The organism is Dyella sp. BiH032, assembly GCF_031954525.1.
In the GTDB taxonomy this organism is placed as follows: domain Bacteria; phylum Pseudomonadota; class Gammaproteobacteria; order Xanthomonadales; family Rhodanobacteraceae; genus Dyella_D.
In genome coordinates this window covers 1,901,408-1,915,585 of record NZ_CP134867.1, presented here as the reverse complement: position 1 = coordinate 1,915,585, position 14,178 = coordinate 1,901,408, and the positions used below count along the sequence as shown (strand labels likewise).

At 65.5% G+C, this 14,178-nt stretch carries 15 protein-coding genes; 9 read left to right on the top strand and 6 right to left on the bottom strand.

Annotated features, from left to right (window positions below; translation table 11 throughout):
* Positions 1-16: 16 nt before the first annotated feature.
* Both rsxB and nth read left to right on the top strand, forming a co-directional pair.
* Positions 17-628 carry an electron transport complex subunit RsxB gene (gene rsxB / locus RKE25_RS08450; protein WP_311841795.1) on the top strand — a complete coding sequence of 204 codons (612 nt, stop codon included), beginning with the start codon at positions 17-19 and terminating at the stop codon, positions 626-628.
* Positions 625-1,353 carry an endonuclease III gene (nth, locus tag RKE25_RS08445; protein WP_311841794.1) on the top strand — a complete coding sequence of 243 codons (729 nt, stop codon included), beginning with the start codon at positions 625-627 and terminating at the stop codon, positions 1,351-1,353. The genes rsxB and nth overlap by 4 nt, the downstream gene beginning before the upstream one ends.
* 12 nt (positions 1,354-1,365) lie before the next feature.
* Here nth and RKE25_RS08440 read toward each other — a convergent pair whose 3' ends face one another.
* From RKE25_RS08440 to RKE25_RS08425, 4 genes are all read right to left on the bottom strand, one after another.
* Positions 1,366-1,845, bottom strand: coding sequence for a hypothetical protein (locus RKE25_RS08440; protein WP_311841793.1), 480 nt, complete (start codon positions 1,843-1,845; stop codon positions 1,366-1,368).
* 91 nt (positions 1,846-1,936) lie between these two features.
* Positions 1,937-3,469 carry a SulP family inorganic anion transporter gene (locus RKE25_RS08435; RefSeq protein WP_311841792.1) on the bottom strand — a complete coding sequence of 511 codons (1,533 nt, stop codon included), beginning with the start codon at positions 3,467-3,469 and terminating at the stop codon, positions 1,937-1,939.
* Positions 3,470-3,480: 11 nt separating this feature from the next.
* The gene (locus RKE25_RS08430; protein WP_311841791.1) at positions 3,481-4,161 is read right to left on the bottom strand and encodes a carbonic anhydrase; all 681 of its coding nucleotides are present in this window, start codon (positions 4,159-4,161) and stop codon (positions 3,481-3,483) included.
* Positions 4,162-4,342: 181 nt separating this feature from the next.
* Positions 4,343-4,657 (bottom strand): hypothetical protein, encoded by a 315-nt coding sequence (locus RKE25_RS08425; protein ID WP_311841790.1) that lies wholly within the window; start codon positions 4,655-4,657, stop codon positions 4,343-4,345.
* A 339-nt stretch (positions 4,658-4,996) separates the two neighbouring features.
* On the opposite strand from RKE25_RS08425, the gene RKE25_RS08420 reads away from it, so the two are divergent.
* Entirely contained in the window at positions 4,997-6,409 is a 1,413-nt protein-coding gene (locus tag RKE25_RS08420; protein WP_311841789.1) for a porin, read from the top strand.
* A 110-nt stretch (positions 6,410-6,519) separates the two neighbouring features.
* On the opposite strand, the gene RKE25_RS08415 is transcribed toward RKE25_RS08420, so the two are convergent.
* On the bottom strand, positions 6,520-7,893 hold the full coding sequence (locus tag RKE25_RS08415; RefSeq protein WP_311841788.1) for a carbohydrate porin: 1,374 nt from the start codon (positions 7,891-7,893) through the stop codon (positions 6,520-6,522).
* A 203-nt stretch (positions 7,894-8,096) separates the two neighbouring features.
* Here RKE25_RS08415 and rnt point away from each other — a divergent pair, with 203 nt between their 5' ends.
* The 6 genes from rnt (at position 8,097) to phoU (ending at position 13,631) form a co-directional block, all read left to right on the top strand.
* A complete protein-coding gene (gene rnt / locus RKE25_RS08410) occupies positions 8,097-8,765 on the top strand; it encodes a ribonuclease T (RefSeq protein ID WP_311841787.1) in 669 nt (222 codons plus the stop codon).
* Positions 8,766-9,022: 257 nt separating this feature from the next.
* On the top strand, positions 9,023-9,985 hold the full coding sequence (gene pstS / locus RKE25_RS08405; protein WP_311842358.1) for a phosphate ABC transporter substrate-binding protein PstS: 963 nt from the start codon (positions 9,023-9,025) through the stop codon (positions 9,983-9,985).
* 167 nt (positions 9,986-10,152) lie between these two features.
* On the top strand, positions 10,153-11,172 hold the full coding sequence (pstC, locus tag RKE25_RS08400) for a phosphate ABC transporter permease subunit PstC (RefSeq protein WP_311841786.1): 1,020 nt from the start codon (positions 10,153-10,155) through the stop codon (positions 11,170-11,172).
* Positions 11,172-12,044 (top strand): phosphate ABC transporter permease PstA, encoded by an 873-nt coding sequence (pstA, locus tag RKE25_RS08395; protein ID WP_311841785.1) that lies wholly within the window; start codon positions 11,172-11,174, stop codon positions 12,042-12,044. The genes pstC and pstA overlap by 1 nt, the downstream gene beginning before the upstream one ends.
* The gene (pstB, locus tag RKE25_RS08390) at positions 12,037-12,843 is read left to right on the top strand and encodes a phosphate ABC transporter ATP-binding protein PstB (RefSeq protein WP_311841784.1); all 807 of its coding nucleotides are present in this window, start codon (positions 12,037-12,039) and stop codon (positions 12,841-12,843) included. The genes pstA and pstB overlap by 8 nt, the downstream gene beginning before the upstream one ends.
* Positions 12,844-12,896: 53 nt before the next feature.
* Positions 12,897-13,631: a phosphate signaling complex protein PhoU gene (gene phoU, locus RKE25_RS08385; protein ID WP_311841783.1), complete on the top strand. Its 735-nt coding sequence runs from the start codon at positions 12,897-12,899 to the stop codon at positions 13,629-13,631.
* A 157-nt stretch (positions 13,632-13,788) separates the two neighbouring features.
* Here phoU and sugE read toward each other — a convergent pair whose 3' ends face one another.
* Positions 13,789-14,112, bottom strand: coding sequence for a quaternary ammonium compound efflux SMR transporter SugE (gene sugE / locus RKE25_RS08380; RefSeq protein ID WP_311841782.1), 324 nt, complete (start codon positions 14,110-14,112; stop codon positions 13,789-13,791).
* Between the last annotated feature and the right edge of the window lie 66 nt (positions 14,113-14,178).

The window sequence follows — 14,178 nt, the reverse complement described above, 5'->3', positions numbered from 1 at the left end:
GATGCCGCAACCGTCCATGGCCACGTCCCTCGCCGATCGCATCGACGCCCTATTACCGCAGACGCAGTGCGAGCAATGCGGCTTCCATGGATGCCGCCCGTACGCGGAGGCGATCGCGCGCGGCGAGGCCGGGATCAACCAGTGCCCGCCGGGCGGCGCGGAAGGCATCCGCCGGCTGTCTGCGCTGCTCGGACGCCCCGCATTGCCGCTCGATCCCGGACACGGCGTGGAGAAGCCGCGCATGCTCGCGCGCATCGTGGAGGCCGACTGCATTGGCTGCACGAAATGCATCCAGGCCTGCCCAGTGGACGCCATCGTCGGTGCGGCGAAGGTGATGCATACGGTTATCGCCGACGATTGCACGGGTTGCGAACTGTGCGTTCCGGCTTGTCCGGTCGATTGCATCGTGCTGGAGCCGATGCCCGCGGTGCAGGTAGAAAGCCTGGCGCACGCCGACAAGGCACGTACGCATTTTCAGCGCCGCGAAGCGCGGCTTGCGCGAGAACGCATCCAGCAGGAGGCCGAGCTCGCGGCGCGCAAGGCCCAGGTCGGCACGGCGGTGAGCGACAATCCGGTGCTGGCCGCACTGGCCCGCGCCAAGGCAAAGCAACAGGAAACCAGATCGTGAAGCGAGCCGACGTCGTCGAGCTGTTCTCCCGTTTGCGCGAACTCGATCCGCACCCCACCACCGAACTGGAATACACCACGCCGTTCGAATTGCTGGTGGCGGTCGTGCTGTCGGCGCAAGCGACGGACGTGGGCGTGAATAAGGCCACGCGCAAACTCTATCCGGTGGCGAATACGCCCGAGGCGATCCTTGGCCTCGGCGAGGAAGGCCTCAAGCGCTACATCAGCACCATTGGCCTGTTCAACGCCAAGGCAAAGAACGTGATTGCGCTCTGCCGCATCCTGGTCGAACAGTACGGCGGCGAAGTGCCCGCCACGCGCGAGGCTCTTGAAGCGCTACCGGGCGTGGGGCGAAAGACCGCGAACGTCGTACTCAACACGGCCTTCGGCCAGCCCACCATTGCGGTGGACACGCATATTTTCCGCGTATCCAACCGCACCGGCCTGGCGCCGGGAAAGGACGTGCGTGCGGTGGAGGACAAGCTGGAAAAAGTGATCCCGCCGGAATTCAAACAGGACGCGCACCACTGGCTGATCCTGCACGGCCGCTACGTATGCAAGGCCCGCAAGCCGGAGTGTCCGCAGTGCGTGATCCGCGACCTGTGCCAGTACAAGGACAAGACGCCGGCCGAGCCGACCAAGAAAAAGGCGCCGGAAAAGACGGCAACCAAAAAAGCCGTAGTCAAGAAAACGGCTCGCCGCTCCGTCGCCGGGCGAGCGAAATAACGGCTCCGGGGGTCAGAGCGTCCACACGCACACGCCGCCCCGCCGCGACGCTATGGCGGCCGGGCCTTTCGCGCGCAATTTGGTCTTGCAGGCGGGGCACACGAGATGGGAGCCATTCGGCTGCAGAATGGACTTCACCCCGCCTTCGTAGCAGTGCACGCATAGATCGTGCGGCACCGCGCCGGACTCGCGGCTGGCCTTGAAGCGATACACCAGACCGCCCTGGGGCAAGGCCTGCAGTACATAGCGCTCGCGTTCGAGACGAGCCTGCCGGACCTCCTCGACCTCGCGCATCAGCGCATCGCGCTCCTCCAACAGCGCGGCGTAGGCCAATTGCATGGCCGCCAGCCGGTGCTGGATTTCGGCCATGGCGCCGAAGAGCTCCGGCGTTCTTTGGCGCGCTTCGTCGAGCGAGTGCGCAGAGGCCACTTCCCGCGCGATGTCGGAACCGGTCTTGATGGCGCCCAGCGCCGAGGTGATGTCCGCGAGCATCGGTATCGCTCCCCTTTCCCTACCGCTTCATGAAAGATGCCCCGCGGAGACTCACGCCTCCGCGGGGTAGATCAGGTCGCGCGAGTCAGGCTCAGGCCGCGGCCTTCGCCGGCCCTTCGACGCGCCGCTCCAGTTCCATCCAGTCGACCACCAGCTCGCAGCCCTTGGACTTGGCGTTGCGTGCCCAGTCGCGCAGCAGCTCGAAACTGGCCTGATCGACGTGGTGCAGATCGTCCATCACCACATGCAGGCGCGTGTTCGGGGGCACCTGTTCCAGGGTGCGCGCCATCGACGGCACCTTCAGGAAGGTAGCGATACCCGTCAGATGCAGCTTGGCCGCACCCGGCTCCTCCTCATGCTCGGCCAGGTTCACCTTCAGCCGCGAGGAAAGCAGCGCCAACCGGAACAGCGACAGCGCGAAGCCCACCAGCACGCCCGCCAACAGGTCGGTGGCGACGATGGCGAAGGTGGTCGCCAGATAGATACCGGCAGTGCCCTTGCCGTAGGCGGCGAAGCTCTTCACCTGCTTGATGTTGATCATCTTGACGCCGGTGAAGACCAGGATGCCCGCCAGGCAGGACACGGGCGTCATGCGCATCAGCCACGGCAGCAGCATGGCGAACACCAGCAGCCAGGCGCCGTGCATCATGGTGGCCATGCGCGTCGCCGAACCGGCCTGCACATTGGCCGCGCTGCGCACGATCACGCCGGTCATCGGCAAGGCACCCAGCAGGCCGCACAAGGTGTTGCCCACGCCCTGCGCCGTCAGCTCACGGTCGTAGTTGGTGCGCGCGCCATCGTGCATGCGGTCCACCGCCGCCGCCGACAGCAGCGTCTCCGCGCTGGCGATGAAGGCGAAGGTGAGCGCGGCGATCAACAGCGAAGGCTCGAGCAGACCGCCGAGGTCAGCGAAGCTCGGCAGGGCGATGGCCGACAGCAGGTTGGCCGGCACGTCCACCTTGTTCACGTTCACGCCCTGGAACTGCACGAACGCCGTCACCGCGACCACCGCCAGCAACGCGCCCGGCACGAAGCGCAGCTTCTGCGGGCGCAGCTTTTCCCAACCCAGCATGATCGCGATCGTGGACAGGCCGACGCCCAACGCCGCCAGACCGGTACCTTCGCCGGAGAACGCCTTCGCCAGGGCTCCGGGCAGTGCACCGAAGTTCTCCAGGCCGCGTGCCAACGGTTTGGCATCGATCAGCACGTGGGCCTGCGAGGCCACGATGAGGATGCCGATGCCCGACAGCATGCCGGCGACCACAGCCGGCGATGTCATGCGGAACCAGATGCCCACGCGGCACAGGCCGGCAGCGATCTGGATGAGGCCCGCCAGCAGCACCACCGGACCGAGCGCGGCCACGCCGTGTTCGCGCACCAGCTCGAACACCAGCACCGCCAGGCCCGCGGCCGGACCGCTCACCTGCAGCGGCGAGCCGGCGATGGAGCCCACCACGATGCCGCCGATGATGCCGGTGATCAGGCCAGCCGCCGGCGGCATGCCGGAGGCGATAGCGATGCCCATGCACAAGGGCAGCGCCACCAGGAACACCACGATCGAGCCAAGCAGATCGCGGCTGAACAGGTTCGTCGAAAAGTACTTCGACATCGTGTCGGATCGCATGGAACGACTCCTCAGGTGGTGGACGCGATGGCCGCGAAGCGGGCGTGCGGGTTCGCGTCCGGCACTTCGCGAAGCGTCGGATCGATAGGGGTGAACATGCCGGTCTGCGCGTCGAACGCACGCAGTTCCGCATGGGCGATGTCGTACACCCAGCCGTGGATGCGCACGGTGCCGTTAGCCAACGCCGCGGCTACCGCCGGCAGGGTACGCAGATGTTCGAGCTGGCCCACGACGTTCTCTTCGGTCACGCGGCGCAGTGCTTCCTCGCCCTCTAGCTGGGGGCTGTTCTCCGCCACTACGTACTTGGCCACGTCAGCATGCTTCAGCCATGCAGCGACGGACGGCATGTGCGCGACCTTGGCCGGCGCCAGCAGGCCCTTCATCGCACCGCAGTCGGAGTGGCCGCAGATGACGATGTGCTTCACCTGCAGCACCTTCACCGCGTATTCGATGGCGGCCACCACGCCACTCACGTGCTGCGCGTACGGCGGCACGATATTGCCGATGTTGCGGTAGACGAAGATTTCGCCGGGCAGCGCCGAAAAAATCATCTCCGGCATGATGCGCGAGTCGGCGCAGGTGATGAACAGGGTATGGGGGCTCTGGCCAGTGGCCAATTTCTTGAACAGCTCACGCTGTTCCGGAAAGACGGTGCGACGGAAATGTTCGAAACCTTCGAGCAGACGTTCCATGGGTATATCTCCCGGGCAATAGGAAAACGAAGCGGCAAGCGGCCGCGAAAAACTGGAATGGATGAAGTGCGTCTCGCGAGGACACAGCGAGACCATGGGCAGGCGAACTGCCCTTCAGGCGCGCATGGAAATCCCGCTGCGGACGCTCAAGCGCCGCAACGACGGAAGGCGCACCGGGAAATCAGGCGTTGGGAGGGGGGCAGATCAGGCCAAAGGGGCGTTCGTGCACATCCGGCACGGCCCCCAGGGCTACGGAGGGGGCACCGACGTGCCACACCGGGAACTCCACCGACTCGACCATGATGTCGTCCAGGCACTGGTCGTCGATCGAGCATGCGCCATCGAGCGCATCGGCACCGCCCTCGCCGTGGTCGGCGAGATCCTGAGCCAGGTCGGCGGAGATGGCGGCCGCGACAGCAGCCCGCCCCTGCTCGCCCATGCCCTGCGCCGTGGACGCGAACGTCACCAGCACGCCGAACAGGCATGCCACGAACATGACGAAGACGCGGGGAAGGCGGCGAAGGTGCATGGCGAAAGAAGATACGGTCTTGCGCGGCGATGCTCAACCCCTTGCATCGCACAAATACGAATAACCTGAATTAGACGTCCATTTCGTTCAGGCCGATGAAAGCACTTTCACAACGTTTTCCGGATCTTGGGCGCGGGTCCGGCGAGCCCCTCTGTCACAAAAGCGACATCCCGCCTGCCTAGGCTCGCGGCGCCGCGGAACGCAAAAACTTGCGCCCGCGCCCGCCGAGCCGATGCCGCGAACTGGGTGTCCGGCGCGACGCCCCCTCTCGCCCACGCGGCCCTGCCGCCGATCTCCCGGATGACCATGAAGAAAAAAACCCTAGCTTCGATGCTCTGGACCATGGGGGCCGCCGCGCTCTCAGAGGCCTCTCCCGCCGCCACGCTCGACCTTTATGTCGATCGCAAGACCCAGCAGATCTATGCCGAACCCGGCCCCGGCCGCGTGAAGCTCGGCACCTTCGTCCAGATCGACGAGCCGACGGCGGCGACGCAGACGCCGTCCGCCGCGCCGGCCGATCCCTCCCCGACAGGAAGCGCTCACCTGGTTGCGGAGGCCAAGCCAGCCAAGCCGGCCGAGAAGAAATGGTTTGACCGCATCTCGATCCGCGGCTACACCCAGCTGCGCTACAACCAGGGGATTGGCGGCGACGCCGCCGACCTGCGTTCGCCGGGCGACCGCTTTATCGGCGACAACCAGGGCTTCGGCATCCGCCGTGCGCGTGTGGTGCTCAGCGGCGACATCAACGATCGCGTGTCGTTCTACCTGCAGCCGGATTTCGCCAGCACACCCAGCGGCTCCAGCACCAGCAACTTCGCGCAACTGCGGGACGCCTATGCGGATATCTACTTCGACAAGAACCGCGAATACCGCGTACGCGCAGGGCAATCGAAAGTGCCGTACGGCTGGGAAAACCTACAATCCAGCCAGAACCGCCTCACCCCCGACCGCGCCGACGCGCTGAACTCGGGCGTGCGCGACGAACGCGATCTGGGCCTGTTCTTCTACTACACCCCCAAGCACGTGCAGGAGCGCTTCCAATACCTGGTGAAGTCCGGCCTGAAGGGCTCCGGCGACTACGGCGTGGTCGGCCTGGGCTTCTACAACGGCCAGGGCGCCAATCGCGCCGAGCAGAACAACAGCCTGCACACCGTGCTGCACTTCAGCTATCCGTTCAAATTCGACAACGGGCAGTTTTTCGAAGTCGGCGCCGATGCCTATAGCGGGCGTTTCAAGATTGCCACGCCCACGTCGATCACCATCGGCGGCCGCAGCTTCACGCCGAAGGACACCGCGCCGGTAAACGGCTCGATCGACCAGCGCGTCGCGGTCCATGCCATCTATTACCCGCAGCCGTTCGGCCTGCAGGCGGAATGGACGGTCGGCCGCGGTCCCGAGCTGGATGTCGCCAGGCGCCAGATCCGGACCACTTCCCTGCGCGGTGGCTACGTCCAAGCGATGTACAAGATCGACGGCGGCAGCATCGGCACGCTGTTCCCGTATCTGAAATGGCAGACCTATCGCGGGGCGTCGAAATTCGATACCAACACGCCGCGCATGCTGGTCGACGAAACCGAGATCGGCGTGGAATGGCAGCCGTCCAACGCCGTGGAGCTGGCAGTGGCCTACGCCAACATGCGCCGGACCAATGTCGCCTCCGCGCCGTATCGCCGCATCGATGGCGACTTGCTGAGGGTGCAGCTGCAAGTGAACTACTGACGCAAGACCACAACCTGGTTATTTTCGTGGCTGCCGGAAAAGCAAACGGCGGGCTTGAGGCCCGCCGTTTTCCGTCCATGGGTCGAACTCCCTTCCGATAACCGGTGAGATCAGTAGGACAGCACGCCCCAGAAGCCGATCTCGTTGGTCTTGTACTGGAACGCCTTCAGCGGGCCTTCCAGCTTGTCGTGCTTCCACGCGAACGCCAGGCGCAGGTTCTTCAGCACGTCGTACGACACGCCGGCGTTGTAGTAGACGTCCTTCAGCTTGTTCTGCGGACCGGTGAGGCCCCACCACTTGTAATCCACGCGGTCGTAGCGGGCGAACAGGGCCCACTGCGGGGCGAAGCTCCAGTCGCCGAACAGCGAGTAGCCCTCGGCCTTGTCGCGCACCACCGCCGGCACCGGCACCTGGCCGTTGTACTTCAGCACGTCGTCCCAGTTCTTGGCGGTGAAGTATTCGCCGCCCAGGCCGAAGGTCTTGTCGCGGTAGGCGACCAGCACGTCGCCGCGCGTCGCGTTCTGCGTGGCGGTGCCGTTCTGCACCTTGTTGCCGCGCTTGCCGTCGTAACCGCCCACGGCGATGACCATCTGCTCGATCGGCTGGTAGCCGAAGCGGGCTTCAACGTCCACGCTGTCCGAACGCGACGGGTTGCGGAAACCGCGGCCGTTGACCACGGACAACTGGTAGTTGATCGCGTTGTCGCCGGTGGTCGCGCCCAAGGCATGGACACCCCAGTCGGACGAGTTGCCGAACGAACCCAGGCCGGCCGGGGCCTGGCCCACGGTGCCGCGGCCGCCGTCGATGCTGCGGTCGGTGATGGTGTTCTCGATGAAGCGGTAGCCGTACCACTTCTCGACGTAGGGGATCCACGGCATGTCGGTCGCACCGAAGCGCACCGCGAAGAGCGGATCGAACTTGCCCTGCACGTAGGCCTTCTTCACGAACAGGCTGGTCTGGCTCAGGGTCGACTGATAGTTGAAGTCGGTAGTCAGGTTGGCCGACCACACGTCGTCGAACTGGTGGTCGATGGTCAGGTAGAAGCGCTTGACGTCGAAGCCGGTGCCATTGACCGAGCCATGGCCATCCTTGCTGACGAAGCCGCCGGTCTTGCCCTTTTCCTTGTGGTCGGCGTTGGTCAGGTCGAAGAACATCGTGCCGCCGACCTTCGTGTTGTTCACGAACTTGTCGATGACCGCCACCTTCTTGTCAGCGACGGCCTGGGCCTTCTGCACGGCTTCGATGTTCTGGCCGGTGCTGACGTTGATGTCGGACTGCGCATCGGTGCGCTGTTCCAGCTCGATGACCTTGGCCTGCAGCTCGGCGAGCTGGGCCTTCAGCGCCTCGATCTCGGCGTTCTGGGACGCCTGCGACGTCTGGCTGGTCTGGGCGGCCTTGCCCTTCGTCGCCGGCTCCGCGGCAACGTGGAAACTGACGACGCCCAAACCGGCGGCAATCGCCACCGCGAGCAACTTGGAACGCATGGATGTTCTCCGCATGTTGGTAGACATTGCCTGTACCGCCCCCTCTCGATCGGCCGGCCAACAGGATGGCCGGCAGGATGCGGCCGGCCCTTTACGATTCCGTGCTGTTTAGATGACAAAACCAAGACACCGGCACACCCTCTTGCAACAAATGCCCACCGCCCGGCTCACGGCGCCCCGCAGCCGGCTGATATGCTTCCGCGATGGAAAACCCCGAAAACCTGAGCAACAGCATGGCCAGCCGCATGGCTGACCGCTTCCGCGGCTTCTATCCGGTCATCGTGGACGTGGAAACCGGCGGATTCGACGCCGAGCGCGACGCCCTCCTAGAGATCGCCGCCGTCACCCTGGACATGGACGCCGAGGGTTATCTGCGCCCGCGGCCGGCAGTTTCCGCCCACGTGGAGCCGTTTCCGGGCGCCAACATCGACCCGCGGGCGCTGGAGATCACCGGCATCGACCCGGACAACCCGCTGCGCGGCGCCTTGCACGAGCGGGCGGCGCTGGACCACGTTTTCCAGGAAGTCCGCGCGCGCATGCGCGAGGTGGACTGCCAGCGCGCGATCCTGGTCGGCCACAACGCGGCCTTCGACCTGGGCTTCCTCAATGCCGCCGTGCGCCGCGTGGGGCACAAGCGCAACCCATTCCACCCCTTCAGCTGCTTCGACACCGCCACGCTGGGCGGCCTGGCCTATGGCCAGACGGTGCTGAGCAAATCCGTGCAGGCCGCCGGCCATGTCTTCGACACGCGCGAAGCGCACTCGGCCATCTACGATGCCGAACGCACGGCCGAACTCTTCTGCACCATCGTCAACCGGTGGCGGAGGCTGGAAACCTTCGAGCGGGAGCACATCGGGCTCGACGTGCTGTAAGGCGCACGGCTGCGCGGGAGACGGAAGGAGAAGCAGGCCCGGCCTGCCATTCCCCGCCCTTCCGCGCCCCAATATGACAGCCTGTCATATCGCTGAAACATTCAGCTCATTTCATTGCAACACGGCGCGCATGAAATAGCGGTCGGGCGGGAATCCCCCGTGACCCTTATCACTAAGGAGCAACCGTGTTGACCTCTAGCAAATATCTGTCCCGCATCGGCTCGACGGCCGTGATCGCGGCGGCCTCGCTGTTCGGCATGTCCGCGCATGCCACGGACATCACCGGCGCCGGCTCCAGCTTCGTCTACCCGGTGCTCTCGAAGTGGTCCGCCGCTTACGCCGAGAAGACCGGCAACAAGCTCAACTACCAGTCGGTCGGCTCCGGCGCGGGCGTCGCGCAGATCAAGGAAGGCACCATCGACTTCGGCGCCACCGACGCGCCGGTGAAGGCCGAAGACCTCGCCAGCTTCAAGCTGGGCCAGTTCCCGGTGGTGGTGGGCGGCATCGTGCCGGTGGTGAACATCCCGGGCATCAAGGCCGACCAGGTCAAGCTCGATGGCGCCATCCTGGCCGACATCTTCCTGGGCAAGATCACCAACTGGAACGACCCCAAGATCGCCGCGCTGAACGCCGGCCTCAACCTGCCGGCCAAGAAGATCACGGTCGTGCACCGCTCGGACGGCTCGGGCACCTCGTTCAACTTCACCAACTACCTCTCCAAGGTCAGCAAGGAGTGGGCGGATAAGGTGAAGTTCGGTACGGCCGTCGAGTGGCCGACCGGCGTGGGCGGCAAGGGCAATGAAGGCGTGTCGCAGTACGTCAAGCAGATCAACGGTTCGATCGGCTACGTCGAGTACGCCTACGCGAAGAAGAACGCCATCGCCTGGGTGGACATGAAGAACGCCGCCGGCCAGTTCGTGGTGCCGAGCGCCGAGTCCTTCGCCGCCGCGGCCGCCACGGCCGACTGGGCCAGCGCCAAGGACTTCAACGTGATCATGACCAACGCCCCGGGTGCGCAGGCGTGGCCGATCACGGCCACCACCTGGGTGGTGATGTACAAGACCCCGAAGAACGCCGAGCACAGCAAGGTCGCCTTCGAGTTCTTCAAGTGGGCGCTGAACAACGGCCAGAACGACGCCGCCTCGCTGGACTATGTCGCCCTGCCGGACACCCTCGTGAAGAAGATCGAGGCGTACTGGGGCAGCGAGTTCAAGCATTGACCGACCCGCGGCGGGCACGCTCCGCCGCCACCGGCACGGACGCCGGGTGCACAACCAGGCCGCCCCCTCGCAGGAAGGGGCGGCCTGTTGCTGAAAGGCGCCGAAGCGGCGCACAACCCATCGATCGGGCGGCGCAGCCGGCCGGCGTTGCCTAGGGAAGCGACATCATGCAAGCGAACGAGGCCGCCGCGGCGCCCCTCACCACCCAGGAAGTCCGAGCGCGGCGCGACGCGCGCGACGACCGCCTGTTCGGCTGGCTCCTCATGGGCTGTGCCCTGCTGGTGCTGGCCTGCCTCCTCGGCGCCGCCGGGGCCACGCTGTGGGGCGGCCGCGACGCGTTTGCCCACTTCGGCCTCGGCTTCCTCACCAGCAGCGAGTGGAACCCCAGCGACGACGTCTACGGCGCAGTGGTGCCGGTCTTCGGCACGCTGGTGACCTCCTTCATCGCGCTGCTCATCGCCGTGCCGGTGAGCTTCGGCATCGCGCTCTATCTTTCCGAAGTCGCGCCGCCGTGGCTGCGCACTCCGGTCGCCTCCGCCATCGAACTGCTCGCGGGCATTCCCTCGATCATCTACGGCATGTGGGGCCTGTTCGTGTTCGCGCCCTTCTTCGCCGACCACATCAAGCCCTGGCTGACCAACTACCTGGGCAACCAGCCGGACGACGGCAAGGTGTCCTGGGTCGCCGAGCACGTTCCCTTCATCGGCAAGATGTTCGGCAACGACAACCCATTCGGCGGCAGCGTGCTGACCGCGGGCATCGTGCTGGCCATCATGATCATCCCGTTCATCTCCTCGGTGATGCGCGAGGTGTTCCAGACCGTACCCACCCGCCTGAAGGAGTCGGCCTACGCGCTGGGCTCCAGCACCTGGGAAGTGGCGTGGGACATCGTGCTGCCCTATACCCGGTCGGCGGTGATCGGCGGCATCTTCCTCGGCCTGGGCCGCGCGCTGGGCGAAACGATGGCGGTGACTTTCATCATCGGCAACAAGATGAAACTCTCGCCCTCGCTGCTCGATCCGGGTGCGTCCATCGCCTCCACCATCGCCAACCAGTTCGGCGAAGCCGCCGGCCTGCAGAAATCCTCGCTGATGGCGCTGGCATTCCTGCTGTTCGTAGTCACCTTCATCGTGCTGATGATCGCCCGCCTGATGCTGCGCCGACTCGCCCACAAGGAGGGCCGCTGATGAAGTCCTCCGCCCTTTACCTGCGACGCCGCATCACCAACGTGGTGGCGCTGGGCCTGAGTTCGCTGGCCACGCTGATCGGCCTCGCCTTCCTGGCGTGGATCCTGTGGGAGACCCTGCGCCAGGGCATCGGCGCAATGAACTGGAACCTGTTCACCAAGATCTCGGTGTACCGCGAGAACGGCGGCCTGGCCAACGCCATGGTCGGCAGCCTGATCCTGAACCTCCTGGGCATCCTCATCGCCACGCCGATCGGCGTGCTGGCCGGCACGTGGCTGGCCGAGTACGCCAATCGCACGAAGCTGGGCGAATCGATCCGCTTCCTCAACGATATCCTGCTGTCGGCGCCCTCGATCGTGCTGGGCCTGTTCGTTTATACGATCGTGGTGCTGCCCACCACGGCGCTCACCAGCGGCAACACTACGTTCTCCGGCCTCGCCGGCGGCATCGCGCTGGCGCTGATCGCCTTGCCGGTGATCGTGCGCACCACCGACGAAATGCTGCGCCTGGTGCCTTCGACCTTGCGCGAAGCATCGCTGTCGCTGGGCATCCCGCAGTGGAAGCTGACCACCCAGATCCTCATGCGCGCCTCGCGCTCGGGCATCATCACCGGCGTGCTGCTGGCGCTGGCCCGCATCAGCGGCGAGACCGCCCCCCTGCTCTTCACCGCGTTCGGCAACAACTTCCTGACCTTCAACCCGATGGACAAGATGCCGAGCCTTCCCCAGGCGATCTACGAGTACACCAAGGACCCGGACCCTGCGATCAACGCCATCGCCTGGGCCGGCGCCTTCGTGATCACCATGTTCGTGCTCGCGTTGAGCCTGCTCTCCCGCCTGATCCTCTCCCGCAACAAGGTGTCCCATGACTGAGTCCGCCGTCGCCGGCATCCATCCGCAGCCCGCTCCCGCGCTGGCGCCGACCAAGCTGCGCGTGCGCGACCTGAACTTCTACTACAACGGATTCCATGCGCTGAAAGGCATCAACATGGATATCCCGGAGAAGAAGGTCACCGCCATCATCGGCCCCTCCGGCTGCGGCAAGTCCACGCTGCTGCGCATCTTCAACCGCATCTACGCGATCTACCCGAAGCTGGAGGCCAAGGGCGAGATCACGCTGGACGGCGAGAACATCCTCGACGCGCGCTATTCGATGAACAAGCTGCGCAGCAAGGTCGGCATGGTGTTCCAGAAGCCGGTCCCGTTCCCGATGACCATCTTCGAGAACGTGGCCTACGGCATCCGCCACCACGAGCGCCTGTCGCGCGCCGACATGGAGATCCGCGTGGAGCAGGCGCTGCGCAGCGCCGCCCTGTGGGACGAAGTGAAGGACAAGCTCAAGCAGAACGCACTGGGCCTCTCCGGCGGCCAGCAGCAGCGCCTGTGCATCGCCCGCGGCATCGCCTTGAAGCCCGAGGTGCTGCTGCTCGACGAGCCGACGTCGGCGCTGGACCCGATCGCCACCGGCCGCATCGAGCAGCTGGTGGAAGAGCTCAAGAGCGAGTACACCATCGTCATCGTCACCCACAACATGCAGCAGGCGGCCCGCTGTTCGGACCTCACCGCCTTCATGTACCTGGGCGAGCTGATCGAGTTCGACCGCACGGAACAGATCTTCACCAAGCCCGGCAAGAAGCAGACCGAGGATTACATCACCGGCCGCTTTGGTTGAGATAGCCAGGATCCCCGTTCTCTGTTCCCCGTTTCACTGCCAGGACCCGACCCATGACCGGCCCTACCAAAGAACACATCATCAAGAGCTACGACGACGAGCTTGCCCGCCTCACCGGCGAAATCGTGCGCATGGGCGAGCTGGCCGTGACGCAGTTGGAGTCGGCCATCGATGTGGTCGAGCGCCGCGACGAACGCGCCGCCCAGCGCGTGGTCGCCAACGATGACGCCATCGACCAGCTGGAGCAGGAAATCAGCCACGACGTGGTGCGCCTGCTCGCGCTGCGCGCGCCGATCGCCAGCGACCTGCGCAATGTGTTCGCCGCGCTGCGCATCGCCGCCGACATCGAACGCATCGGCGACTACGCTGCCAACGTCGCCAAGCGCTCCATCCCGCTGTCGATGGTGGCGCCCATCGCGCCGACCAATGGCCTGGGTTACCTGGCCGAACTGGCCGCCAGCGAAGTGCGCGAAGTGCTGATGGCCTACCGCGACCGCGATGCCGAGCGCGCCTACCAGGTGTGGAAGGACGACGCCGAGCTGGACGAGGCCTACACCGGCTACTTCCGCCAGTTGCTCACCTACATGATGGAAGACCCGCGCAACATCACGCCGTGCACGCACCTGCTGTTCATGGCCAAGAACATCGAGCGCATCGGCGACCACGCCACCAACGTCGCCGAGAACATCTGGTTCCAGGTGCACGGCGAACCGCTCAATGCGCAGCGCAGCAAGCGCGACTTCACCTCGAACCCGGAAATCACCAAGCTGGGCAACAAGGCGGACTGAAGTCCAAGCCGCTCCACAAAAGAAAAGCCCGCCGAACGGCGGGCTTTCTTGCATAGGTAGGTCGGGGGGAGCCAAAGGCGAAACCCGACGTAAGCAGCTGGTGGGTACACCAGCGTTGGGGCTTGCCTGCGGCTCACTCCAGCCTACGCTCGACAGGTCAATGGGCACCGCCAGTGAGCTTCAGCCCGATGATCCCGGCGAAGATCAGCGCCACGCAGAGCAATCGCGCCGGGGTGGCGGGATCGCCGAACAGCACGATGCCGAGAATCACGGCGCCGACCGCGCCGATGCCGGTCCACACGGCGTAGGCGGTGCCGATCGGCAGGGTCTTCACCGCCAGCGCGAGCAGGATGAGGCTGGCGACCATCGCCGCCACGGTGCCCACGGTGGGCCAGAGGCGGCTGAAGCCTTCCGTGTATTTCAGTCCGATCGCCCAGCCGATCTCGAACAGGCCGGCGAGCACGAGGTAGATCCAGGGCATGACAGTCTCCTTGGGAGCCGTCGACGCGCGGCTGCGCGCGCGGACAGGCTTCCGACACAGCAGCAG

Coding starts and splice junctions, on each gene's coding strand:
- RKE25_RS08430 (WP_311841791.1), bottom strand. CDS start 4,161: ATGGAACGTCTGCTCGAAGGTTTCGAACATTTCCGTCGCACCGTCTTT.
- pstS (WP_311842358.1), top strand. CDS start 9,023: ATGTCCGCGCATGCCACGGACATCACCGGCGCCGGCTCCAGCTTCGTC.
- pstB (WP_311841784.1), top strand. CDS start 12,037: ATGACTGAGTCCGCCGTCGCCGGCATCCATCCGCAGCCCGCTCCCGCG.
- RKE25_RS08435 (WP_311841792.1), bottom strand. CDS start 3,469: ATGCGATCCGACACGATGTCGAAGTACTTTTCGACGAACCTGTTCAGC.
- RKE25_RS08415 (WP_311841788.1), bottom strand. CDS start 7,893: ATGCGTTCCAAGTTGCTCGCGGTGGCGATTGCCGCCGGTTTGGGCGTC.
- sugE (WP_311841782.1), bottom strand. CDS start 14,112: ATGCCCTGGATCTACCTCGTGCTCGCCGGCCTGTTCGAGATCGGCTGG.
- RKE25_RS08420 (WP_311841789.1), top strand. CDS start 4,997: ATGAAGAAAAAAACCCTAGCTTCGATGCTCTGGACCATGGGGGCCGCC.
- pstC (WP_311841786.1), top strand. CDS start 10,153: ATGCAAGCGAACGAGGCCGCCGCGGCGCCCCTCACCACCCAGGAAGTC.
- phoU (WP_311841783.1), top strand. CDS start 12,897: ATGACCGGCCCTACCAAAGAACACATCATCAAGAGCTACGACGACGAG.
- rsxB (WP_311841795.1), top strand. CDS start 17: ATGGCCACGTCCCTCGCCGATCGCATCGACGCCCTATTACCGCAGACG.
- rnt (WP_311841787.1), top strand. CDS start 8,097: ATGGAAAACCCCGAAAACCTGAGCAACAGCATGGCCAGCCGCATGGCT.
- RKE25_RS08425 (WP_311841790.1), bottom strand. CDS start 4,657: ATGTTCGTGGCATGCCTGTTCGGCGTGCTGGTGACGTTCGCGTCCACG.
- pstA (WP_311841785.1), top strand. CDS start 11,172: ATGAAGTCCTCCGCCCTTTACCTGCGACGCCGCATCACCAACGTGGTG.
- RKE25_RS08440 (WP_311841793.1), bottom strand. CDS start 1,845: ATGCTCGCGGACATCACCTCGGCGCTGGGCGCCATCAAGACCGGTTCC.